The following is a 22290-nucleotide window of genomic DNA, read 5'->3' on the forward strand; positions in this document are numbered from 1 at the left end:
AGCGAGCTTGCTCGCGAAGGACGTTAACGATAACGCGGATTTTCTGAACAACCGCGGTGCCCTTATGTATTTTTCGCGAGCAAGCTCGCTCCTACAGTTTTGATGGGCAACTTGAAACCCGATCACTGATCGGGTTTTTCATGCCTGAGATTCAGTTTGCAACCCATACAGTTTTTTCTATCACTGGCGCCTGCGCTCGACTATTCTCGCAACTGTCCCCGTACACTTTTAAACTGTGCCGGTACGTTTCACACAAAAATAAAATACCCGTGAAATCGAGTGCTGCGTCATGACCAACCTCCTGCTTTACCAACGTATCGCTCAGCAACTGGCTGAGGATATCCGACGTGGTGTCTATCAACCGGGTGAGCGCGTGCCGTCGGTACGCAAGATGAGCTCCCAGCTCAACGTCAGCCACGCCACAGTGTTGCAGGCCTACGCCAACCTGGAAGACCAGGGCTTGATCCGTGCACGGCCGCAATCGGGGTATTACGTGCACCAGACCCCGGCCCTCACTGCGCCAACGCCGGACATCGCCCGGGTTGAACGCCCTGGGTTGGTCACCCGTAGCAGCATCATTCAGCAAGTGCTGGTGGAATCGCGTCGCGAAGGCGTGTTCCCGTTGGGCGCCGCCGTGCCCAGCGTCGACTACCTACCGGTACGGGCGCTGCACCAGCAACTGGCAAAGGTCACGCGCTTTCAGAGCCCGCGGGCCTTCAGCTACATGTTCAGCCCCGGTTTTGAACCATTGCGCCGGCAAGTGGCGATCCGTATGCGCGATGCCGGCGTAGTGGTCGATCCTTCCGAGGTGGTAATCACCCACGGCTGCGTCGATGCCCTGCAGATGTCGCTGCGGGTGCTGACGCGGCCCGGCGACCTGATTGCCACCGAGTCGCCGACCTATTACGGCTTGCTGCAACTGGCGGACTTGCTGGGGCTCAAGGTCATCGAGATCCCTAGCGACCCGGCCACTGGCATGAGCCTGGAAGCTCTGCAACTGGCGGCCAACCAATGGTCGATCAAGGCCTTGGTGCTGACCACGCGCCTGAGCAATCCCTTGGGCGGTACCATGCCGGAAGAGCGGCAGAAGCAGTTGCTGCGCCTGGCCTCGGACTTCGATATCCAGGTTGTCGAAGACGACATCTATGGCGAGTTGATGTTTGAGCTGGGCCGCACCAAGGCCCTGAAAGCCTACGACCGCCTGGACCGGGTGATTTACTGTTCCAGTTTCTCCAAGACCCTGTCTCCCGGCATACGCATCGGCTGGATGATCGCCGGCAAGTACCAGCAGGAAATCCAACGGCTGCAAATGTTCAGCACCCATTCGGCGTGCAGCGTCACCCAAATGGGCGCAGCGGCGTACCTGGAGAACGGCGGTTACGACCGTCATCTGCGCTACATTCGTCAGGAATACCGCAAGAACCTCAGTGCCTTTCAACTGGCGGTGCAGCAGTATTTCCCCGAGGGTACGCAGATGAGTCGTCCGAGCGGCGGATTTATCCTGTGGGTCAGTTTGCCTGGGCGGGTCAATACTCAGGAATTGCACGTGCGTGCGCTGCAACAGGGCATCAGCATTGCACCGGGGCTTATTTTCAGTAATACGGAACAGTTCAACCACTGTATCCGCCTCAATTGCGGTACGCCGTGGAATCGCGAGGCTGAACGGGCATTGATGACCCTGGGAATGCTGGCGAACCAGTTGTGCCAGGAGGCGGCGAGCGGTTTTTGAACCGCGCAAAGGGCCATAGGCTAATCACCACGCTTGTCATGCTGCGCTCAACAAGCGAGCATATGGCCCTCTGCCGTTAAAGCTGTTGGCGATATGAATCCTACTTTTCCTGCCGCGTTATTGATCTGCCTGCTGAGTCTGTGCAACGCCACGCCGGTGCTGGCTGCTCCCGTCAGTGAGCCCGTTGTGGCAGCGAATGCCGAGCCAAAGCCTGTGCCCGCGAAAAAAACAGTCCAGCCCAAAAAAGCTGCTGCTGTGAAGAAACGTGCACCAGTCGTCAGCAAATCCAAGTCGGCCCACGAAGTGGCCCAGACTCAACTGCCGCCAGCCCATCTGGACTTGCGCCTGCCGCAGGACATGGTCAGGCACCTGCAGCCCCTTGGCACCTTGCCACAGCCGAAAAACGTGCCGCTGCTCCCGCCGATGTTTGGTGAAAAACCTGTCGACAACAGCGCGTTCCAGATCAACGGCCGCCTGCTGAGTAATGAAATGATGCTACAGCTGCGCAACGAAGAGCGCCGGGAAGTGGAAGGTGCGGCGCTGGATTTCGAGTTCAAGCAATAAATTATTCCCGCCAAGGTGACGCGAATCGCTGACCTTCTGTCGCAGACTGGTCAGTCACTTTTGTTTTGTGCGAAAACCCCTGTTTGACCATTTTAAAACGGCTGTTTAAGGGCGTACTCTAGCCCGACCATCAACACTTTGCCGTCGAGGACCGCTTGTCATGAAATGCCGTAAAGGCTGTGGCGCTTGCTGCATTGCCCCCTCCATCAGCTCACCGTTACCGGGGATGCCCCACGGCAAACCTGCGGGCGAACGCTGCCTGCATCTGTCTGTCGGACAGTTGTGCCAATTGTTCGGCCAGCCAGAGCGGCCTGCGGTGTGCAGTGCGTTTCAGGCGGATCTGGAGGTCTGTGGCAGTAGCCAGGAAGATGCAATCAGACTGATTGGCTGGTGGGAGCAGATGACGGCGGCTTAGTGGGCATTTCAATGTCGCAACTTCAACAATAAGGAATACAACAATGGGTTCGCTGAAACGACTGGCTGTGTTGTGCGGTTTTACTGTTTTGTTTGCTGCCACTGCCCAGGCCGAAGATTGGCAGACTGCCAAGGATGAAGACGGTATCAAGGTGTCCTTGAGTGAGGTGGCCGGGTCCAAGTACAAGGCTTATCGTGGTGTGACCGTGATCAAGGCGCCATTGGCCAAGGTGCAGGCCTTGCAGGACGACGCGGTAGGGGCCTGTAAGTGGATTCATGAATGCAAGTCGCAAAAGCTGCTCAAGCAGGAAGGCGACAAGAGCTGGACCTACACGCAGTTCAAGGCACCGTTCCCGGTGACAGACCGTGACTCGATCTTGCAGATCACCACCACCAAGGACGCAGACGGTAGCGTGACCCGCAAGCTGCTGGAAGTGCCTACCTACCTCCCGGAAGAGAAGGGCTATGTGCGTGTGGCCCAGGTCGAAGGCTTCTGGAAGCTGGTGCCTAAAGGCGCCGACCAGACCGAAGTAACCTATCAGGTCCACACCGAGCCAGGCGGCAGCGTGCCGTCGTGGTTGGCCAACAAGTTCGTGGTGGACGCGCCGTTCAATACCTTGAAAGCCCTCAAAGACCGCGCAGAAAAGTAAGCGCGGCCGATCAGGTGCCTCCTGCCTTCAGTGGAACGATTGCCAAACCCTCAAGGTCCAGATGTCTGTAAACCCATCCATGGGTTTTATCGAGGAGGCACTGATGCAAAAGTGGCAAATTACCTTCGCTGATGATCACGGCGATCAATCCGTGGAACTGTTCGACTGTGAACAGAAACCCAGTACCGAAGAGGCTGCACAGATGATCCGTGCCAAATTGCTGCCGGTGGCTGCTGAACTGGATCTCAATGACCTTGAAGGCCGCACCAACGAGCCAACGGTCAAAAGCCTGAAAACCCAGAACAGTATTCAAATCCTCAGCATTACCCCTGCCGCCTGAACATTCCCTGTACATCGCACACGACCCTCTGGTGGAGGTGATAGCTTCGCGCTACTCTGCAAGGGAGATCAGCGAATGAATCGCTAAGGTCTGGTCTTGTCAGCTACATGCTTATCTCCCAGCGGTGAAGCCATTGCCGTATCACCTGCGCCATTCGAGTGCGGGTTTTGGGAAGCACGGAAAGTCTATCCATCGGTTTGAGGAGGACGTTTCATGAGCACAGCTTATCAAGAAGACATCAGCACCAACGTGTTGCGCCGCATGAAAGAGGGCGGCTTTGATTTTTCACGTTTCCACCCCATCGAGTTCTACGCCATTTTCCCGGATGAGGAACATGCGCGCAGGGCTGCGGGTCGATTTCGTGGGGAATCCCTCAATGCCCAGGTCAGCGTGCGGGATGACGGTGCCGGGTACCTGGAACTGAGCAAAGTGATGTTCGCTACCTACGACGGCATAGGAGACTTTGAGCAAGACTTTGAGGCGGTGGTCGAGCCCTTGGGCGGGATCATCGAAGGATGGGGCGTGAAACAGGAGGTTCGTGGGTTGCCCATGTAGCTTATGAACAACACAGCGTATCGGCTGACCTTTGGGTCGGCCGATTTTGTTTCTGCTCCCGGAAAACCCTCAAGCCATTCTCGGAAATATCCTGCACAAAAAAAGGCCACCCGAGCAGGGTGGCCAAAAGGGAAGACCGGACATGAAGGGGAACCGGTCGGTACATGAGGTACCAAGTTACCGGCGAGGCAATGGGTGAAGCTGTAGGACGTGTCCTGTTCAGCGTGTGGAGGCGATTATCCCCCAGTGTTTATCAGGCAGTGAAATCAACTCTGGCTATGCTGGTGATAGGAAAAGCTCGCTTCGCAATGAGGCACCGCGGGCGACGCTAGGTCATTTTCTGCACCGGGACGGTGCGGCGTGACTAATTGCTCTACCCAACTGATTGATACTTAAGTGTTTATGCCGCTGGCACGGGCCTTGCGATAACCCCTTGCGTCCGGGTGACAAGGAGTTCGGCATGATCCGCACTTATTATGATGAGATGTACGACGGGGCAGGGCTGGTTCGCCCCCATTACCGCGAATTCGCCCGCTGGTTGGCCGAAACCCCGACGGAGCTGCTGGCCCAGCGCCGGCGCGAAGCCGATCTGCTGTTTCACCGCGCCGGAATCACCTTCACCCTGTACGGTGACGAGCAGGGCACCGAGCGCCTGATTCCCTTCGATACCATTCCCCGCAGCATTCCCGCCAGTGAGTGGCGAATTGTCGAGCGCGGCTGCATCCAGCGGGTCAAGGCGCTGAACATGTTTCTCGCCGACCTGTACCACGAACAACGGATCATCAAGGCCGGGATTATTCCCGCCGAACAAGTGCTGGCCAACGAGCAATATCAGTTGGCGATGCAAGGCCTGGATCTGCACCGCGATATCTATTCCCACATCTCCGGGGTCGACCTGGTACGGGATGGCGACGGCACCTACTACGTTCTCGAAGACAACCTGCGCACCCCCAGCGGCGTCAGCTACATGCTCGAAGACCGCAAGATGATGATGCGCCTGTTCCCTGAACTGTTCGCCGCCCAGCGTATTGCCCCGATAGATCATTATCCAAACCTGTTGCTCGACACCCTTAAAAGCTCCAGCCCGCTGGATAACCCCAGTGTTGTGGTGCTAACGCCGGGACGCTTCAATAGTGCGTTCTTCGAACATGCATTCCTCGCACGGGAAATGGGCGTCGAGTTGGTGGAAGGCGCCGATCTGTTTGTGCGCGATGACCGTGTTTTCATGCGCACCACCGACGGGCCGAAAGCGGTGGACGTGATCTATCGCCGTCTCGACGACGCCTTCCTCGACCCCCTGGCTTTCAATCCTGACTCCATGCTTGGCGTACCGGGCCTGCTGGCGGCCTACCGCTCGGGCAATGTGGTGCTGGCCAACGCCATTGGTACTGGGGTGGCGGATGACAAGTCGGTGTACCCCTTTGTCACCGACATGATCCGTTTCTATTTGGATGAAGAGCCGATCCTGAAGAATGTTCCGACCTTCCAGTGCCGTAAACCTGATGAATTGTCCTACGTGCTGGCCAACCTGCCTGAGCTGGTAGTCAAGGAAACCCAAGGCTCCGGCGGCTACGGCATGCTGGTAGGCCCGACCTCCAGCGCTGCAGAGATCGAAGCCTTCCGCGCGCGGATCAAGGCTAAACCCCACGCTTATATCGCCCAGCCGACCTTGTGCCTGTCCACCTGCCCGACCTTTGTCGAAAACGGCATTGCGCCCCGGCATATCGACCTGCGTCCGTTCGTGCTGTCCGGCAAGGAAACCCGCGTGGTACCCGGCGGCCTGACCCGTGTGGCGCTGCGTGAAGGCTCGCTGGTGGTCAATTCGTCCCAGGGCGGCGGCACCAAAGACACCTGGGTGGTTGAGGATTGATGCCATGTTGAGTCGAACTGCCTCGGATTTGTATTGGATGTCACGCTACCTGGAGCGCGCGGAAAACCTCGCACGGATGCTTGATGTCAGTTATTCGCTGTCGCTGATGCCCCAGGATGGGCGCGGCGATGGCCTGCACGAACTGGCGATGCCGCTGTTGATCACCGGCACCCTGGACGATTATCGCGAGCGCCACGGCGAACTGCATGCCGAGCGCCTGCTGCACTTTTTTGCTCTGGATGCCGCCAACCCGGCGAGTATCTACAGCTGCCTCGGTGCCGCCCGGGCCAGCGCCCATGCCGTGCGTGGGCGAATCACCGCTGACATGTGGGAAAACATCAACGCCACCTGGCTGGAGATTCGCGGTATTGCCCAGCAGGGCTTGAGCCGCTATGGCATGAGCCGTTTCTGCGAGTGGGTCAAGGAGCGCTCCCACCTGTTCCGCGGCGCCACCTACGGCACTATCATGCGCAACGACGCCTTCCGTTTTATTCGCCTGGGCACCTTTATCGAACGGGCTGACAACACCCTGCGCTTGCTGGACGCTCGATATGAAATGGCCGGCGATCAGGCCGAAGCCGTCATCGATGGCACTGCTCACGCCTATTACCAGTGGAGCGCGCTGCTGCGGGCCTTATCGTCGTTCGAGGCCTATACCGAGATTTACCGCGATGCTCCGGGTGCCCGACAGGTGGCTGAGTTGCTGCTGTTGCGGGCCGACGTTCCGCGTTCGCTACGGGCTTGCAGCGAGGAGATCGATCAGATCCTCGCCAGCCTGCCGGGTATCAACGGTCGTCCGGCCCAGCGCTTGGCCGCCGAGATGGACGCACGCCTGCGCTTTACTGCGATCGACGAAATCCTGGAGGAAGGCCTGCACGCCTGGCTGACCGACTTCATCCCGCTGGTGCGCCAGTTGGGTAACGCTATTCACAGTTCCTATCTGGAGGCGGCATGAGACTCTCCATCAGCCACGAAACCACCTACCACTACGAAGACCAGGTACGTGCCAGCATCCAGTATCTGCGCCTGACGCCCCACGACAGCGAGCGCCAGCATGTACTCAGCTGGCAACTGGACCTGCCGCGCCCGGTGCGAGCGCAATTGGACCCGTTCGGCAATATCCTGCATGTACTGACCCTGGATGAACCCCACGAAGCCATCATCATCTGCGCCCGTGGCCAGGTGGATATCGACGAGTTACGTGAGGCCGAGCATGAGAGCCAATCGGCGTTTCCGTTCCTGCGTTGCACCCGCTTGACGGAACCTGACGAAGCGCTGCGCAGCTTTGCCGAAAAGCAGTGCCAAAAGCGTCGAGATCGCAGCGCTTTGATCGACCTGATGCATGCTCTCAACCAGTACATGACCTACTCGCCGGGCGCCACCGAAGTCGACACCTGTGCCGCCCAGGCCTTCGCCGGTCGTGCGGGCGTTTGCCAGGATCACACCCACGCCTTCTTGGCCTGCGCTCGCAGCCTGGGGGTTCCGGCGCGGTATGTGTCGGGATATTTGTACAGCGAAGACAGCGAGCACCTGGCCAGTCACGCCTGGGCCGAAGCCTGGCTGGATGAAGCCTGGTACAGCTTCGACGTGACCAACCAAGTGGCCCGGCCGGAGCGGCATTTGAAGCTGGCGGTGGGGTTGGATTACCTGGATGCCTGCCCGGTACGCGGCATGCGGCGCGGCGGAGGCCATGAACAGATGCATGCCAAGGTGTTTGTGGCGCCAATGCCGATGTTTTCGGTGCAGCAGCAGTAGGATTTAGCCTGCTATCGCATGCTTGCTTGCAATGAGCATAGGTATTTACACATCGCGCAGCCCCGCTATTTTTCGTAGAAGCTGTCGAGCTTTAGCGAGGCGGCGTCGGGAGCGACCTAGTGTTGGGGTCTGATCTGGTGGCGGTGGTGCGGCCGACGTAGCCTCGCTAAAGCTCGGCAACTGCTACGGCGGTTCCTGCGATAAGGTCTTTCCAGTCACCTCAAGGCTACTGCTTACGCCCTGCCATATGCTTCAAATACCTCACCAGCAAATCCAGCTCGCTGTCTGGCAACACACTGGCCGCAAACGCTGGCATCTTCGCCTGGGGCCAATGCCTCATGCTCTGTGGATCACGAATGTAGCGCTTGAGGAAATCACCGCTGAAGTACTCGATCGGGCTGTAGGGGATATTCAGATCTGGCCCGACATGGGCATCACCGGCACCATTGAGCCGATGGCAGGCCAGGCAATTTTTCTGAAACAGCACAAACCCCCGGTTGATCGGGTCATCCGCCGCCAGCTTGGGATCTGGCAACAATGCCGGGAAACGTTCGGCAACTGTCTTCAGCTGTTTGATTTCAGAGATCTGAAACGGCCATTGCTCGGGGCTGATATGGCCCGCTTGCGGGTTAGTCCAGACCAGATAAAACGGTCCGGCGCCAGGTTTGTCAGCTGCCAGTGCTGGCCACGGGTGAGCCGGATCTTCCACCGCCAGCCAGGCCCGGCTGCCGGTTTTTTCAAGCAGGGGAGCCGCCGTCAGCTCCGCGGCAAAGCCGTCGAGGGCCACTGCCTGCAGATGGTTTTCAGGTTGTACACCTGCAAGCAAAACTGCCAGCGGAACCGCACGATAGGTCATGGCGCGCTTGTAGGAAACGTCATAGGCGATCTGTACCGTTTGCGCAGCCGGGTGTTTGAGCAAATCAGCGGTTTGCCAGATTTTGCTGGTGTGATCCAACTCGATGGTCAACTGCGCAGCAGAGGCAGGCAAGGCCAGCAGCAGGGTCAAGAAGGCGATGATGTATTTCAAGGGCTGGCCCGCGATAGCTCACTGTTAACCGGCCTGACTTCCCAAGGCCGAAACCGTGGCTAACGATACCGGAAAACCACAAACAATCAGTACGCAAAAAGACAGCCCCTACGACGGGACAGCTGTACGCAATTTCCCGGTAGGTGCTGCCAAAGGCTGCATGCCTGGTGCTGTATTGGCACAGGTGGAGAATGAATCAGTCACCCAATGATCTTGGTCAGATTGGGCAAAATCAGAATCAGGGTGGTGGCGAAAAGAATGAGTCCCGCCTGACGTACTTTCGATTGTTTGAACATGGCTGACTGCCTTTTGTTGTTATTCCTGAGCGTCAAATGCGTGCCGGTACATTTCACTATGAAGGTCGAACATGTCGCTTTTCTTACAGGTGCCCCAGCAAAACCCGGTAGCCACCTTTTAAAGCTCCTACAAATTCAACCTTAGAGCCCTCGTTGTCCGTGGCTTAGATCCCTTTAATATCAACCGATATGAAAATCCTCTAAAAAATGCATGAGGCATATTGCCAGCTCGGCGGCAGCCCCTTGGCTAGACAGCTAAAACGATTAATCAGGGGTTTCCATTAGCCTCCTACCGTTCGTCTGAGCGTGCGCGTCAAGGTCAATGAGCGCTTCGGTCATTGAATACAACGCTTCTGCGCCTAAGGTAAGAGCACGGTCGGCTCTCGTCTTTGAGAGCTTCATTGCACAGCGGTTCGAGGACGACATGACCCAAGCTTTGATCTTTGATGCGATACGCACGCCCCGGGGCAAAGGCAAGGCCGATGGCGCCTTGCACAGTGTCAAGCCGGTGAACTTGGTGGCCGGGTTGCTGGCGGCGCTGCAGCAGCGCACAGGCCTCGACACTCGGCAGGTGGATGACATCGTCCTTGGCTGCGTCACTCCGGTGGGGGACCAGGGCGCGGACATCGCCAAGACCGCCGCGCTGGTGGCTGACTGGGACGTCAGCGTCGCCGGTGTGCAGATCAACCGTTTTTGTGCGTCCGGCCTGGAAGCGGTCAACCTCGGGGCGATGAAAGTGCGCTCCGGTTTCGAAGACCTGGTGGTGGTCGGCGGCGTTGAGTCCATGTCTCGTGTGCCCATGGGCAGCGACGGTGGCGCCTGGGTGCTGGACCCGCAAACCAACTTGCACAGCCACTTCACGCCTCAAGGCATCGGTGCTGACCTGATAGCGACCTTGGAAGGCTTCAGCCGTGAGGATGTCGACGGCTTTGCCTTGCACTCCCAGCAGAAAGCGGCGAGGGCACGTTCGGACGGCTCCTTCAAAAAATCGCTTATTGCGGTGCAAGACCAAAACGGCATCGTGCTGCTGGATCAGGACGAGTTCATTCGCGCCGACTCCACCCTGGAGGGCTTGGGCAAGCTCAAGCCCAGTTTCGAAATGATGGGCCAGATGGGTTTCGACGCCACCGCGTTGCGGGTCTACAGCCATGTGGAACGCATCAACCATGTGCACACACCGGGCAACAGCTCCGGAATCGTTGACGGCGCTGCGTTAATGCTGATCGGCTCCGAAGCCAAGGGTCGCGAATTGGGCCTGCAACCACGGGCGCGAATCGTCGCCACGGCGGTGACCAGCACCGATCCGACCATCATGCTCACCGGCCCAGCGCCTGCCACCCGCAAAGCCCTGGCCAAGGCCGGCTTGCGGGTTGAAGACATCGACCTCTTTGAGGTCAACGAAGCCTTTGCCTCGGTGGTGCTCAAGTTCATCAAGGACATGGGCATCGACGCCGCGCGGGTCAACGTTAATGGCGGCTCCATCGCCATGGGCCATCCCCTGGGCGCGACGGGTTGCGCGATCCTCGGCACCCTGCTCGACGAACTGGAGGTGCGCCAGCAGCGTTATGGCCTGGCCACCCTGTGCGTGGGCGGCGGCATGGGTATCGCTACCATTATCGAACGCCTCTGAGCCTAAGGAATTTGTCATGACCGATGCCATTCGTTACGAAAAAGGCCAGGACCAGATTGTGGTGCTGACCATGGACATGCCGGGCCAGAGCGCCAACACCATGAATGCGGTGTACCGCGAAGCCATGGCCGCCACCGTCGCACGCCTGGAAGCGGAAAAGGATTCGATTGCCGGAGTGATCATCACCTCGGCGAAAAAGACCTTCTTTGCCGGCGGCGACCTCACTGAATTGATCAAGATTGAAAAGCCCCACGCCAAGGCCTTCTACGACATGGTCCTGGGGTTGAAGGCGCAACTGCGCACCCTGGAGACTCTTGGCAAACCAGTGGTGGCGGCCATCAACGGCGCGGCCCTTGGCGGTGGCTGGGAGATTTGCCTGGCGTGCCAGCACCGCGTGGCGCTGGACCACAAGTCGGTACAGATAGGCTTGCCGGAAGTCACCCTCGGCCTGCTGCCGGGCGGTGGCGCAGTGGTGCGGATGGTGCGCATGCTGGGCTTGGAGAAAGCCTTGCCCTACTTGCTGGAGGGCAAAAAAGTCACGCCGCAACAGGCCTTGCAAGCTGGATTGATCGACGAGCTGGCGACGGATCGCGCCGAGCTGCTGGCCAAGTCCCGGGCCTGGATACTCGCCAACCCGACGGCCAAGCAGCGTTGGGACGTCAGCGGCTACCAGATCCCCGGCGGTACGCCGTCGAGCCTGAAAGTCGCGCAAATGCTCGCCATCGCCCCATCGATTCTGCGCAGCAAAACCAATGGTTGTTTCCCGGCTCCGGAGAAAATTCTCTGCGCCGCCGTGGAGGGCGCCCAGGTTGATTTCGACACCGCGCAGTTGATCGAGACCCGCTACTTCACGGAGCTGACCACTGGCCAGGTGGCGAAAAACATGATCGGCACCTTCTGGTTCCAGCTCAATGAAATCAACGCTGGCGGTTCGCGACCACAAGGCTTCGCTCCATACGTCACACGCAAGGTCGGCATACTCGGCGCCGGGATGATGGGCGCGGGGATCGCCTACGCCAGCGCTTGTGCCGGGATCGAGGTGGTGCTTAAGGACGTCAACCTGGCCGCGGCAGAGAAGGGCAAGGCTCATTCTGCAGCGCTGCTGGACAAGAAGGTCAGCCGTGGGCAACTGACCGCCGAGCAGCGAGAAAGCACGCTGGCGCGGATTCATCCTGCAGAGCTCGATGCCGACCTTGCCGGCTGCGACCTGGTCATTGAAGCGGTATTTGAAGACCGAGACCTTAAGGCCAAGGTCTCGGCCGCCGCGCAACGGGTTGTCGGTGCCGACGCGGTGATCGCCTCAAATACTTCCACCTTGCCCATCGGTGGCTTGGCCAAAGCGGTGCCGGACCAGGGCAAGTTCATCGGTTTGCACTTCTTCAGCCCGGTGGAAAAAATGCCTCTGGTAGAGATCATCAAGGGCGCCAATACCAGCGACGAAACCCTGGCCCGAGGTTTCGATTTCGTACTGCAGATCAAGAAAACCCCGATCGTGGTCAACGACAGTCGCGGCTTCTTTACCTCGCGTGTGTTTGGCACCTTCACCAACGAAGGCATCACCATGCTCGGTGAAGGCGTGGCCGCGCCGATGATCGAGACTGAGGCGCGTAAGGCCGGCATGCCCGTTGGCCCGCTGGCGATTTCCGACGAGGTTTCCCTCAGCCTGATGAGCCATATCCGTCAGCAGACGGCCAAGGACCTGCAGGCCGAAGGTAAAACAATGCCTCAGCATCCGGCGTTCGCCGTGATTGATCTGTTGCTCAATGAATACAAGCGGCCTGGCAAGGCAGCCGGCGGCGGTTTCTACGAATACCCCAGCGGAGGGCAAAAACATTTGTGGCCGGAGCTGAAAAGTCGTTTCGAGAAAGCTGACCAGCAGATTTCGTCCCAGGATGTGCGGGACCGACTGCTGTTTATCCAGGCCATCGAGACGGTGCGGTGCGTGGAGGAAGGCGTACTGATGTCCACCGCCGATGCCAACGTCGGTTCGATTTTTGGTATTGGTTTTGCGGCCTGGAGTGGCGGGGCATTACAGTTCATTAATCAATATGGACTGAACGACTTTGTTGCGCGGGCGCGTTACCTGGCCGAGCAATATGGCGAGCGGTTTTCGCCGCCGGCCTTGTTGCTGGAAAAAGCGGCGCAGGGTGCGACGTTCTGACTGCAGCGAGGTAAAGACATAGGCTAGGGCTTGCCTTGCTGGGGTATTTCAAGGCAGGCTTCTTGCGTGTGCATTATTCCCATCACCGTGTCAGGTATTTTTTATGTCACTACGCGTCTGCATTCTGGAAACCGATATCCTGCGTCCGGAACTGGTCGATCAATATCAAGGTTACGGGCAGATGTTCCAGCGCCTGTTCTCCCAGCAGCCGATTGCTGCTGAGTTCACCGTCTACAACGTGATGCAGGGCGATTATCCGGCCGATGATCAGGTATTCGATGCGTACCTGGTGACGGGCAGCAAGGCCGACTCTTTTGCCACTGACCCGTGGATCGAAACCCTCAGGACGTACCTGCTGAAGCGCTATGAACGTGGCGACAAATTGCTAGGTATCTGCTTCGGGCATCAACTGCTGGCGCTGCTGCTGGGCGGCAAGAGCGAGCGGGCGACCCAGGGCTGGGGCGTGGGTATTCACAACTACAAACTGGCTGCCAAGGCTCCGTGGATGAGTCCGGTGGTGGAAGAACTGACACTGTTGATCAGCCACCAGGATCAGGTCACGGCGCTACCGGAAAACGCCACGGTCATCGCGTCCAGTGATTTCTGTCCGTTTGCCGCCTATCACATCAATGACCAGGTGTTGTGCTTCCAGGGTCATCCTGAGTTTATCCACGACTACTCGCGGGCACTGTTGGATATCCGCCAGCTACACCTGGGCGAACAGGTCTATCAGAAAGGTATGGCCAGCCTGGAGCATGACCACCACGGCGTGACCGTGGCGGAGTGGATGATGCGGTTTGTTGCGCACAAACCGCAGGTTGCCTGATCAATAAGCCTGCGGGGTGACTTACAACCACCCCGAACGCTTGAAACTTACCCACAACCCGATGCAGCCCGCCGCGATAAACCCTAATACGCCAAAATAACCGTAGTGCCATTGCAGCTCTGGCATGTTCTGGAAGTTCATCCCATAGATTCCGGCCACCGCCGTGGGGAACGCCAGGATCGCCGCCCAGGCGGCAAACTTGCGCTGCACCACGCTCTGTCGAGACGCTTCCAGCAACACCCCGATCTCAATGGTCTGGCTGGCGATATCCCGCAGGGTCGCCAGGTCTTCCATCTGCCGCGTGACGTGAATCTGCACATCGCGAAAATACGGGCGCATATTCTTGTCGATAAACGGAAAGCTCAGCCTCTGCAGTTCCTCACTGATCTCCACCATCGGCGCCACATAGCGGCGTAGTCGCAGCACATCGCGGCGCAGCCCGTGGAGATGCTGGACATCCCGTTCACTCAGGGAGTTGCATAGCACGTTGCGCTCCAGCTCATCGATTTCGGCATGAATCGCTTCGCTGACTGGCTGGTAGTTCTCGGTGACAAAATCCAGTATCGCGTAGAGTACGAAGTCTTCCCCGTGTTCCAGCAGCAATGGACGCGCCTCACAGCGTTGGCGCACGTAACCGTAGGACGCCGAGTGGCCATTGCGGGCAGTGATGATGTATCCGTTGCCGGCAAAGATATGGGTTTCGATAAACTCCAGCTTGCCTTCATGGCGAACCGGCGAGTAGGTCACGATAAACAGCGCATCGCCGAAGGTTTCCAGCTTGGGCCGGCTGTGTTTTTCCAGGGCATCTTCGATGGCCAGTTCATGCAGGTTGAACTGGCGTTGCAGATTGGCCAACTCCTGGGCGTTGGGCTCTTCGAGGCCAATCCAGACAAAATGGTCAGGCTTGGCGGCCCAGGCAGCACCTTCGTCGAGGGTGATGTTAGTGACTTTCTTCCCGGCGCTGTAGACGGCGGCGGCAACAACTCTACCCATAGTGCTGATCGCTTCTTTATTTGGATGGCTGCGGGCAGCTTAGCTTGAACAGGGCGCCAGCGGAGTCAGGTTGTTTGCAGCTGTTGATCCATTGCTGCAATACACACCACCATCTGCGCCCGACATTCCTCCATCAGTCGGGGCATGTCATCTATCGTCAATCCGGCCGTAGGAATGGGCGGCAATGAACGAATCAACACATCACCACTGTTCCAGCGATTGAGCTTCATCTGCTTCACATAGGTACTGACGCACACCGGCACAATGGGCACGCCAGCGGCAATCGCCATTTGGAACGCACCTTTCTTGAACGCCAGCAGGGTTTCGCCGAGGTTGCGCGTACCTTCCGGAAACACCCATATCGAGGTGTCTTCGTGCTGCAACGTATGGGTGGTGGTGAGCATTGAACGCCGCGCCTTGAGGGCATTGCTCCGATCAATCAACACATTGCCCGCCAGCCAGAACAACTGCCCGAACAGCGGCACCCATTTCAAGCTCTTCTTGCCGATACACACGGTACGGTAGGGCACCACGTTACCGAATACGAACAAATCATAGTTGGACTGATGGTTGGCGATGATCACGCAGCTGTTGGGTTTGTCCCGCAGCGAGTCAACCTGGGCCTTGACCCGCAAGCGCAAAATCCACATCGCAGGCAACGCATAAAGGCGTGCACAAAGACGGCTATTGTCCGGGTTGAATGGCCGGCAAATCCCCAGCAGCACGCCCAGCACGCCAGCGACGATAAAATGCAGGCTCATCAATAACATGCGTACAGAGTAAAGCATCGATACGGCCCATTGGGACAAAAGGTGGCGCAGTGTACGGACGTGCACTGTATTCGGCAATTACCCCTGTAGAGGTAGGAGATGGGCGATGTTTAAGCGCATGTTTCAACATTCGGTGACAGACACTGTTTAGAGCGGTTGTGGCTCTTTTCAGAGTTGAGTGCAAGAAAAAGCCCGACTCAAGGTCGGGCTTCTAGTAATGCATGGGTTGTCGACTTAACCCAAGTGCTCCTGATCTTGAATGATCGCGCTATCCAGCGCTTCGAGCAGCGCCTTACGCACTTTCAGCTTGGTGTGCTTGTGGGCGTTCATATTGATTTTCTTCAACTGACGCGCCGCTTCCAACGCCGCTGCCTGCAGTTCTTCGGGTGCCACCACCTTGTCGAGGAAGCCGGCACTCAAAGCGTCTTGCGGGTTGAACATCTCGGCATTGATCACCGAGCGATGAAACGCCGACTTGCGCAGGCGATCGCGCGCCAACTCGATCCCGGCATGGTGCATGGTCATGCCGATCATCACTTCATTCAGGCCAATGCTGAACGGCCCTTCCACGCCAATCCGATAATCCGCCGACAACAACAGAAACGCGCCCTTGGCCACCGCGTGCCCAGGGCAAGCGACAATCACCGGGAAAGGGTGTGACAACAGGCGACGGGCCAGGGTCGAGCCCGACGTCACCAGGCTGACCGCCTCCTTGGGGCCGGCGGTCATCACTTTTAAATCGTAACCGCCCGACAGAATCCCGGGCTGGCCCGTGATGATCACCACTGCCCGATCTTTCTCGGCCTGATCCAGCGCTTCATTAAAGGCACCGACCACCGCAGGTGAAATGGCATTGACCTTGCCGTTGCTCAAGGTCAGGGTCGCGATACCGTCTTCGAGGTGGTAGGCAATCAACTCACTCATGACGCGATTCCTTTGTAATACATGTAATAGAAGTGCAGGCAGCAGACGTTACTCACCGCGCTCGCCCTGGTAAAGCGCCGTGACTGACTGGCCAGTCAGAGTTTTCCCCCATGCCCGCCCGCGAGCAGCCTTCGGCAGGGCGCAGCAGCGACTCTAGGCAGGCGTTGCCTGTGCCTGAGAATGGCACAATCGCCTTGGTGAGTACGGCGCCTAATACGCCTGGAACGGTATAACCGTCTAAGCGCATGAAAATTCTGAAAAAAACCTTTGCCATCAGAAAAGCTTTCGACTACATTAGCGCGCCTCGACAGACTGAATGAGTTTGACGAGATACGGTGAAGTGTCCGAGTGGCTTAAGGAGCACGCCTGGAAAGTGTGTATACAAGAAATTGTATCGAGAGTTCGAATCTCTCCTTCACCGCCACATTAAGTAAACACAAACCCCTGATTTTCCTAGAGAAAGTCGGGGGTTTGTGGTTTTTGGCATCCAGAAAATTGCCCCATGGGAGCACCATGGGACTGGTGCTCCCATGGGGCGTAAAGAGGGACCTGTGACTGAGCGTGTAAGGGCCATTTCACCCGACCGTCGAGACTTGGATAAAGTGTGGCTACCTCTGGCCATTTTCAGCCGCTCACCGATTCCTAGAGAGTCACAATATTCATTTCCAAGAAAAGAGCACCTTAATGAAACCGCTAATTGAGTACTGTCAAGGGGCTGTTAAAGGGTTAAATGCTCAATACGAAATGACCAAGGTACTGGGACATTCTGCCACTGCGGGATCGGCGCGAGAGCGACTCATTCAGGACTTTCTTGTTGCACATCTTCCTGAAGTGACCAGCGTTGTAAGTGGAGTAATTATCGACTCGAATGGTCGACGTTCGAAACAGCAAGATATCGTATTAATGTTGAAGTCCATGCCTCGACTTCCGTTCGCTAGCGGCCACGACTTGATTTTCCAGGAGGGAAGTGTAGCAACCTTCGAAATCAAAACAGAAATAACACCATCTGTTCTTGAGGCTGTAGCTCTCAATATTGAGAGCGTAAAAACGCTAATCCCTACTACGCTTGAGGGGGTTCAGCTTGGCGATCTAGATTGGCCGCACGCTAGGATATTGAGCGTTGTTCTCACATACGGAGGTTCTGCACTGGAGAGCATCGAGCGCAAACTTATAGAGCTTCCAGAGGCCTGCCAACCAGACGTGTACTTAGATCTCACAAAAGGGATATTTATCAAGAACGAAGGAATGTTATTTAACAAGGAAGGTAACAGTTCTTACCTTCGGTTTGATGATGCCGCCATTGGCCTTGCACGTCTGCTTGCGCTGTTGTCAAAGGTGACTGGTCGCTTAGTGATGCGCGGTGTGAAGTGGGACGCGTATATTTCATGACTGCTGGCGTACTGTGCTGGAGTTTACAACGCCCCCGTAGATGAATTTGCGAGTCAGTTTTTGGTCGATTTCGCCAGTTGAAGATAGATAGAACGCTGAATGCGAATAACGCCACTTATATAAAAAATGCCCCCGCATCGAAGCTAGGAGTGGGAGCATTTTTTTGTGAGCGAAGCCGTTAACGGTCCTCGGCGTCATCAACACCTAGCGGGCAAAACGCCCCGTGACCCGAGGGACAACGGGGCGTTCGTGCACAACCGTGTCAACCTAGTTGCGGCACCTTGGCGATCACCGTCAAGCCGAGATATCGCTGCACATCGGACTCGGATTTCAGGCTGTCATCCAAGATTTCGAAAACGAAAGCCAGGCCAATGCCACCGAGCAGACCACCCAATAGCACTCCGACCAGTACCAGCCAGAGCTTGGGGCTGACCGGGCGATTGTTCACCGAGGCCCAATTGACCACCGAAACGTTACCGATCTGGGCTTCGGCTTGTTGACTGAGGAAGCGGGTCTCCTCAAACCGTTCCAGGTACAACTTGCGACTGTCGCGCAACACGCCAAGCTTCTGCTCCATCTCTTTGAATTGCGCTTCGATCCCATTGAGTTCGTTGAGCCGCTCGATATCCAGTTTCTCCTGCTGGGTCAGGGTCGCCAGTGCCTGACGGTAACCGGCCAGAGCGGACTCATTGCGCATCAGGTCATCGCGTAACCGAGCGTTGAGAGGGTTGATGCCGCGCTCGGAAGAGGCATAGCGCTGCCCCTTCTGCGAACTGATTTGCTGCTCGACCACGGCAATTTCCTGACGCAGCGGGACAATTTTTGGATCGTTTGCCGAGAGCCGGGAAATGGTTTCGGCTTCCGTGCGCTTGAGGTCAGTGAGTTGCTTGCTCAACTCGCTCAGGGCAAAACTGTTCGAGCTCTGCGCCCCAGTGAGTTCGGTGGTGCGCGGTACATTGTTCAATTGCTGGCGCAGCACCTCGTTCTGGCGCTCGGTCTGGTCGATCATCACTTGGGTGGTATCGATGTTCTTGCGTGCATCCTTGAGTTTGTCTATTTGCATGTTGCGCTGCAAATCGACATCGACCACCTGCCTTTCGCTGCGCAAGCTGCCTAGGCCACGCTCGGTCGTCTTGATCTGCGACTCCAGTTCATCCAGCTGGCTGGAAATAAAGCTGGTTTTCTCACGCTGGTAGATGCGAACCCGCTCCACCAGATAGCGTTTGACCAAGGTGTTGACCCCAAGCGCAGCCGCCTCTGCTGACTTGTTACGCAAGCTCACCTCGATGATATTGGAGCTTTTCACCGGCTCCGCCGAGAGATCGCTCTGCATCCGGCTCACTGCCCGGCTACGCAGGCTGCGGTCGGCCGACTGTGGAAAGAAGTAGCCTTCAATCGCGCTGTACATCTGGGTCAGGCCCTGGACCACACCCTTGGGCGTATACCAGGGATGCTCGACATCAATGCCGGGGAACAGTTTTTGCGGCGTGACCTCATCGACAACCTGTTCGGAGAGGTTCTCGCTGGTGAGGATGCCCGCTTCGGAGTGAAGCTGCTCCTCACGCACCACAGACATCATCGGGGCGCGGAACTGGGTGCTGCTCAGTGTCGGGACATAGATATCTTCCTGACCAATGCGTACCAGCAGACGCGCGGTCGACTCATAAGTCGCCGGAAACAGTTTCAGCCCGGCAAAGCCGCCGACCAGTGCTGCCAGGAAAAACCCGAGCACTACATAACGCCGCTTGAACAGAATATTGAGCACGTCGCGTATGGTCATGGCCACAGCCTCTTATTGTTTCAAATGACGAAAGATTTCAGCGGCAGGACGTTCGCTGCCGTCGGCACGGAACAGTCCGAAATTGCCCAGCCCATCGGGTGACGGGTAGTCTTCCAGGGAGAACCAGTACACCCGCTGAACATTAGCCGGCAACGCTTGATTGCCCTCGCCGAAGGGTACTTGAGTGAGGTGCTGGTTGATGTAATCCAGGGTCGCGACCATCCGCCTGGCCTGCTCGGCTTCAGTGACGCCGAGTTTATGATCGGCTACTACGTAGCCTTCTTCGGTGATCCAGATCGGCTTGTCCTTTGCGCCCTTGAGATTCATGAACAACTGCAGGTTGAATACCTTGCCGAGAAAGGCCGGATCGTCGGTGCTGCCGATAAAGCCCATGGCCGCAGGTTTCGACTCGTCCTTGTCCATGGCATCCGGCTCGCGAACACCTTCCTTCATGTCGAAGACATACGGATGCACGGCAAGGATGTCGAAGGTTCTGCCGTAATCCTTGTCGATATCCCAGAGCTCCCACAGGTACTCGATGTCGGCTCGCGAGATACCGGCATGGACAATCTTGACCCGATCTCGCAGCCGTTCGGTTTCCTTATTGACCACCTGCATCATCGCTACAAACGCATCGGCGTCAGGCTCCGGCCCCCAGAACTGTTTGACGTTGGGCTCGTTCCATATCTGCCAATAGCCGATGGGCTTCAACCCTTGTGGGGCGTTGCCACCAGGGCCATAACGTTCGATGCAGGCACTGACGAAACGACCGAAGTCCTGGTAGGCGTCCTCGCTCGGCGCCAACTCGAAAACATCCCCAGCCTTGGTCTTGTCAACCAGAGCCCAGGCCGGGGCGTAGTGAACGATGGGCAATAACTCAATGCCTTCCTCGGAAGCTACCCGTACCAGGTTGTCGAGCTTGTCCCACTGATACGTGCCGCGCTGCGGCTCTGCCAGGCGCCACTCCCAGTCGATCCGCACGTGGGTGACGCCCAGGCTTTTGGCTTTCTTGAAGCGCTCGCGCAGTTGCTCCGGGTCACCACTGCCCCACATCGCGTTGATCCCCAGCACGGGTGCGGCTGCCTGGGCCAACTGCGCCAGCATTGCGCCCAACAGCACTATCAGCACCAGGCACTGACGCCACCCGCTTCGATCAGAAGGAGCCATCGGAAGAATCGCCCTTGTTGTAGTTGCGATTGACCGAGAAACCGAACTGTATGCCTTTGAACAGCACCAGGTCGGTGACGTATTGCTGAACCCACAGGTTGGCATTGGCGATTGGCGAACGCGGCACGTAGATCACGTCGTAAGGACTGAGCGCCACGCCCAGGTCGGATTTGCCCTGCGCGATCGCCTGGTCACTCAGGTCTAGGTGATAAGGCACTGGGCGCCCGTCCGGCATCTTGCGAATGAGTACGATCGATTGTGGGTGCGCTGTCGGGCGGAAACCACCGGCACGATAAATGGCCTGCATGACCGTGATGCCACCGTCCATGGGTACCACCTGCGGTACCGCCACTTCGCCACCGATGTAGGCGCGAAAGCCCTTGAAGGATTTGACGATCACCGAGACGCTGGGATCGTTGACGAGGCCCAGATAGCGACGTCTTATCTCTTCGCGCAGCTCATTGGGCGTCAGCCCAGCGGCCTTGATGTCATCGACCCGCTGCATGGTGATATAGCCATCCGGACGAACCGGCACCTGCTCGTTGTAGTCCTTGGCAACGTAAAACTTGATATCCAGGTCGTCCCCCGGACGAATCCGGTATTGCAACCCCGGCACGATCCCGTCGGCGCCCAATAGCGGCAAGCCGTCGGCACTTGGCATTTGTTGCGTTTCAATCGTCGAGCAGCCGGTTAACAACCCACCCAGCACCAACAGCGATGCGAGCACCCTTTTGCCTGTCCCCAACCATTCCATGATCGCCATTTATTTTTATTACTCCCCTGGTGAATAGCGGATGACGTGCCTGCCTGCTCAAAGCCAGCGATAAAGCCAGCCGGGAATGAAATTGAGCGTACGGTTAAGCACAACCCCGAGTATCTTGCCGCCGCTTTCCTGAAGACGTTGACTGACATAACTGGCTGCCTGGTGCCTGGTTTTGTTGGTCTGCGCAACCAGGATGATGCCGTTCATGCTCTTGGCGGCGACGATCGCGACGGGTGCGAAAGTCGGCGATGGCATGTCCCACAGCACCAGATCGAAATGTTCATGCAGGCGCTCACTCAACGAGCCATGAGAGGTGCTCCCTCCCAGACCGAAAAGTTTCAGGCAACTGCTGGTCGACAGATTTATCTGCACCGCCGAATGATCCGGCACACGCAACCGACCGATATCACCCGCGAGCATTTCCGCTTCATCGGCAGTGGCGCTGACCTCAATCACCAGCACACTGCCGAACGCCATCGACAGCTGGCTGGCTGCCTGCCGGGTGATAAAGGACGCACCGACCTTGCGGGTGACACCAACGATCATCAATTGGGTCAAAGTGTGCGACTGCGCATCACGTAACACCCGGGCCATCAAATCCTGCATGGGGAGTGTCAGCCGGGCATCTTCGATATCCGGCGTCAACACAATTGGACGACTGATTGCATTCATGAATAGGTCCTTCCT

General features: G+C 57.5%; 21 protein-coding genes and 1 tRNA gene. 14 read left to right on the forward strand and 8 right to left on the reverse strand.

Going from position 1 to position 22290, the window contains the following annotated elements; genetic code table 11:
- Positions 1-289 precede the first annotated feature (289 nt).
- The 9 genes from AAEZ06_RS12225 to AAEZ06_RS12265 all read left to right on the forward strand — a co-directional run bounded on the left by AAEZ06_RS12225 (position 290) and on the right by AAEZ06_RS12265 (position 7877).
- Positions 290-1729, forward strand: a complete 1440-nt coding sequence (locus AAEZ06_RS12225; RefSeq protein ID WP_133101737.1) for an aminotransferase-like domain-containing protein — start codon at positions 290-292, stop codon at positions 1727-1729.
- A gap of 93 nt (positions 1730-1822) precedes the next feature.
- On the forward strand, positions 1823-2293 hold the full coding sequence (locus AAEZ06_RS12230) for a translation initiation factor 2 (RefSeq protein WP_350614460.1): 471 nt from the start codon (positions 1823-1825) through the stop codon (positions 2291-2293).
- Positions 2294-2453: 160 nt separating this feature from the next.
- On the forward strand, positions 2454-2708 hold the full coding sequence (locus tag AAEZ06_RS12235) for a YkgJ family cysteine cluster protein (protein ID WP_350614462.1): 255 nt from the start codon (positions 2454-2456) through the stop codon (positions 2706-2708).
- A 43-nt stretch (positions 2709-2751) separates the two neighbouring features.
- The gene (locus AAEZ06_RS12240) at positions 2752-3357 is read left to right on the forward strand and encodes an START domain-containing protein (RefSeq protein WP_149412081.1); all 606 of its coding nucleotides are present in this window, start codon (positions 2752-2754) and stop codon (positions 3355-3357) included.
- A 79-nt stretch (positions 3358-3436) separates the two neighbouring features.
- Positions 3437-3697, forward strand: a complete 261-nt coding sequence (locus AAEZ06_RS12245; protein ID WP_350614754.1) for a hypothetical protein — start codon at positions 3437-3439, stop codon at positions 3695-3697.
- A 213-nt stretch (positions 3698-3910) separates the two neighbouring features.
- Complete coding sequence (locus AAEZ06_RS12250; protein ID WP_133101733.1) at positions 3911-4252, forward strand: ribonuclease E inhibitor RraB; 342 nt, start codon at positions 3911-3913, stop codon at positions 4250-4252.
- A gap of 460 nt (positions 4253-4712) precedes the next feature.
- On the forward strand, positions 4713-6122 hold the full coding sequence (locus AAEZ06_RS12255; protein WP_149412080.1) for a circularly permuted type 2 ATP-grasp protein: 1410 nt from the start codon (positions 4713-4715) through the stop codon (positions 6120-6122).
- A 4-nt stretch (positions 6123-6126) separates the two neighbouring features.
- Positions 6127-7077: an alpha-E domain-containing protein gene (locus AAEZ06_RS12260; protein WP_149412079.1), complete on the forward strand. Its 951-nt coding sequence runs from the start codon at positions 6127-6129 to the stop codon at positions 7075-7077.
- The gene (locus AAEZ06_RS12265) at positions 7074-7877 is read left to right on the forward strand and encodes a transglutaminase family protein (protein WP_149412078.1); all 804 of its coding nucleotides are present in this window, start codon (positions 7074-7076) and stop codon (positions 7875-7877) included. The genes AAEZ06_RS12260 and AAEZ06_RS12265 overlap by 4 nt, the downstream gene beginning before the upstream one ends.
- Before the next feature lie 226 nt (positions 7878-8103).
- Here the strand turns inward: AAEZ06_RS12265 and AAEZ06_RS12270 are convergent, their stop codons facing one another.
- Positions 8104-8904: a c-type cytochrome gene (locus AAEZ06_RS12270; protein ID WP_350614466.1), complete on the reverse strand. Its 801-nt coding sequence runs from the start codon at positions 8902-8904 to the stop codon at positions 8104-8106.
- 720 nt (positions 8905-9624) lie between these two features.
- Between AAEZ06_RS12270 and AAEZ06_RS12275 the strand changes: the two genes are divergently transcribed.
- The 3 genes from AAEZ06_RS12275 (at position 9625) to AAEZ06_RS12285 (ending at position 13817) form a co-directional block, all read left to right on the forward strand.
- A complete protein-coding gene (locus AAEZ06_RS12275) occupies positions 9625-10830 on the forward strand; it encodes an acetyl-CoA C-acetyltransferase (protein ID WP_149412076.1) in 1206 nt (401 codons plus the stop codon).
- A 16-nt stretch (positions 10831-10846) separates the two neighbouring features.
- Positions 10847-12991 carry a 3-hydroxyacyl-CoA dehydrogenase NAD-binding domain-containing protein gene (locus AAEZ06_RS12280; protein WP_350614468.1) on the forward strand — a complete coding sequence of 715 codons (2145 nt, stop codon included), beginning with the start codon at positions 10847-10849 and terminating at the stop codon, positions 12989-12991.
- Positions 12992-13094: 103 nt separating this feature from the next.
- Complete coding sequence (locus AAEZ06_RS12285) at positions 13095-13817, forward strand: amidotransferase (protein ID WP_350614470.1); 723 nt, start codon at positions 13095-13097, stop codon at positions 13815-13817.
- Between the two features lie 21 nt (positions 13818-13838).
- Here AAEZ06_RS12285 and AAEZ06_RS12290 read toward each other — a convergent pair whose 3' ends face one another.
- From AAEZ06_RS12290 to AAEZ06_RS12300, 3 genes are all read right to left on the reverse strand, one after another.
- Complete coding sequence (locus tag AAEZ06_RS12290) at positions 13839-14810, reverse strand: magnesium and cobalt transport protein CorA (protein WP_149412073.1); 972 nt, start codon at positions 14808-14810, stop codon at positions 13839-13841.
- A 65-nt stretch (positions 14811-14875) separates the two neighbouring features.
- On the reverse strand, positions 14876-15598 hold the full coding sequence (locus AAEZ06_RS12295; RefSeq protein ID WP_350614472.1) for a 1-acylglycerol-3-phosphate O-acyltransferase: 723 nt from the start codon (positions 15596-15598) through the stop codon (positions 14876-14878).
- 216 nt (positions 15599-15814) lie between these two features.
- Positions 15815-16504, reverse strand: coding sequence for a crotonase/enoyl-CoA hydratase family protein (locus AAEZ06_RS12300; protein WP_149412071.1), 690 nt, complete (start codon positions 16502-16504; stop codon positions 15815-15817).
- A gap of 334 nt (positions 16505-16838) precedes the next feature.
- On the opposite strand from AAEZ06_RS12300, the gene AAEZ06_RS12305 reads away from it, so the two are divergent.
- Together AAEZ06_RS12305 and AAEZ06_RS12310 are read left to right on the forward strand one after the other, a co-directional pair.
- Positions 16839-16928 (forward strand) — tRNA-Ser (locus AAEZ06_RS12305).
- Between the two features lie 260 nt (positions 16929-17188).
- Entirely contained in the window at positions 17189-17893 is a 705-nt protein-coding gene (locus tag AAEZ06_RS12310) for a DUF6602 domain-containing protein (RefSeq protein ID WP_350614474.1), read from the forward strand.
- 262 nt (positions 17894-18155) lie between these two features.
- On the opposite strand, the gene AAEZ06_RS12315 is transcribed toward AAEZ06_RS12310, so the two are convergent.
- From AAEZ06_RS12315 to AAEZ06_RS12330, 4 genes are all read right to left on the reverse strand, one after another.
- Positions 18156-19673 (reverse strand): GumC family protein, encoded by a 1518-nt coding sequence (locus AAEZ06_RS12315; protein ID WP_350614476.1) that lies wholly within the window; start codon positions 19671-19673, stop codon positions 18156-18158.
- A 12-nt stretch (positions 19674-19685) separates the two neighbouring features.
- The gene (locus AAEZ06_RS12320) at positions 19686-20840 is read right to left on the reverse strand and encodes a beta-galactosidase (RefSeq protein WP_350614478.1); all 1155 of its coding nucleotides are present in this window, start codon (positions 20838-20840) and stop codon (positions 19686-19688) included.
- Positions 20827-21567: a polysaccharide biosynthesis/export family protein gene (locus AAEZ06_RS12325; protein ID WP_178114404.1), complete on the reverse strand. Its 741-nt coding sequence runs from the start codon at positions 21565-21567 to the stop codon at positions 20827-20829. The genes AAEZ06_RS12320 and AAEZ06_RS12325 overlap by 14 nt, the downstream gene beginning before the upstream one ends.
- Before the next feature lie 84 nt (positions 21568-21651).
- Complete coding sequence (locus AAEZ06_RS12330; protein WP_350614480.1) at positions 21652-22275, reverse strand: hypothetical protein; 624 nt, start codon at positions 22273-22275, stop codon at positions 21652-21654.
- Positions 22276-22290: the final 15 nt, after the last annotated feature.

Origin of the sequence: Pseudomonas sp. HY7a-MNA-CIBAN-0227, assembly GCF_040310325.1 — a bacterium.
Classification (GTDB): Bacteria; Pseudomonadota; Gammaproteobacteria; order Pseudomonadales; family Pseudomonadaceae; genus Aquipseudomonas.

Coding starts and splice junctions, on each gene's coding strand:
- AAEZ06_RS12295 (WP_350614472.1), bottom strand. CDS start 15,598: ATGCTTTACTCTGTACGCATGTTATTGATGAGCCTGCATTTTATCGTC.
- AAEZ06_RS12225 (WP_133101737.1), top strand. CDS start 290: ATGACCAACCTCCTGCTTTACCAACGTATCGCTCAGCAACTGGCTGAG.
- AAEZ06_RS12245 (WP_350614754.1), top strand. CDS start 3,437: ATGGGTTTTATCGAGGAGGCACTGATGCAAAAGTGGCAAATTACCTTC.
- AAEZ06_RS12275 (WP_149412076.1), top strand. CDS start 9,625: ATGACCCAAGCTTTGATCTTTGATGCGATACGCACGCCCCGGGGCAAA.
- AAEZ06_RS12235 (WP_350614462.1), top strand. CDS start 2,454: ATGAAATGCCGTAAAGGCTGTGGCGCTTGCTGCATTGCCCCCTCCATC.
- AAEZ06_RS12250 (WP_133101733.1), top strand. CDS start 3,911: ATGAGCACAGCTTATCAAGAAGACATCAGCACCAACGTGTTGCGCCGC.
- AAEZ06_RS12330 (WP_350614480.1), bottom strand. CDS start 22,275: ATGAATGCAATCAGTCGTCCAATTGTGTTGACGCCGGATATCGAAGAT.
- AAEZ06_RS12320 (WP_350614478.1), bottom strand. CDS start 20,840: ATGGCTCCTTCTGATCGAAGCGGGTGGCGTCAGTGCCTGGTGCTGATA.
- AAEZ06_RS12280 (WP_350614468.1), top strand. CDS start 10,847: ATGACCGATGCCATTCGTTACGAAAAAGGCCAGGACCAGATTGTGGTG.
- AAEZ06_RS12310 (WP_350614474.1), top strand. CDS start 17,189: ATGAAACCGCTAATTGAGTACTGTCAAGGGGCTGTTAAAGGGTTAAAT.
- AAEZ06_RS12285 (WP_350614470.1), top strand. CDS start 13,095: ATGTCACTACGCGTCTGCATTCTGGAAACCGATATCCTGCGTCCGGAA.
- AAEZ06_RS12240 (WP_149412081.1), top strand. CDS start 2,752: ATGGGTTCGCTGAAACGACTGGCTGTGTTGTGCGGTTTTACTGTTTTG.
- AAEZ06_RS12315 (WP_350614476.1), bottom strand. CDS start 19,673: ATGACCATACGCGACGTGCTCAATATTCTGTTCAAGCGGCGTTATGTA.
- AAEZ06_RS12230 (WP_350614460.1), top strand. CDS start 1,823: ATGAATCCTACTTTTCCTGCCGCGTTATTGATCTGCCTGCTGAGTCTG.
- AAEZ06_RS12290 (WP_149412073.1), bottom strand. CDS start 14,810: ATGGGTAGAGTTGTTGCCGCCGCCGTCTACAGCGCCGGGAAGAAAGTC.
- AAEZ06_RS12265 (WP_149412078.1), top strand. CDS start 7,074: ATGAGACTCTCCATCAGCCACGAAACCACCTACCACTACGAAGACCAG.
- AAEZ06_RS12260 (WP_149412079.1), top strand. CDS start 6,127: ATGTTGAGTCGAACTGCCTCGGATTTGTATTGGATGTCACGCTACCTG.
- AAEZ06_RS12255 (WP_149412080.1), top strand. CDS start 4,713: ATGATCCGCACTTATTATGATGAGATGTACGACGGGGCAGGGCTGGTT.
- AAEZ06_RS12300 (WP_149412071.1), bottom strand. CDS start 16,504: ATGAGTGAGTTGATTGCCTACCACCTCGAAGACGGTATCGCGACCCTG.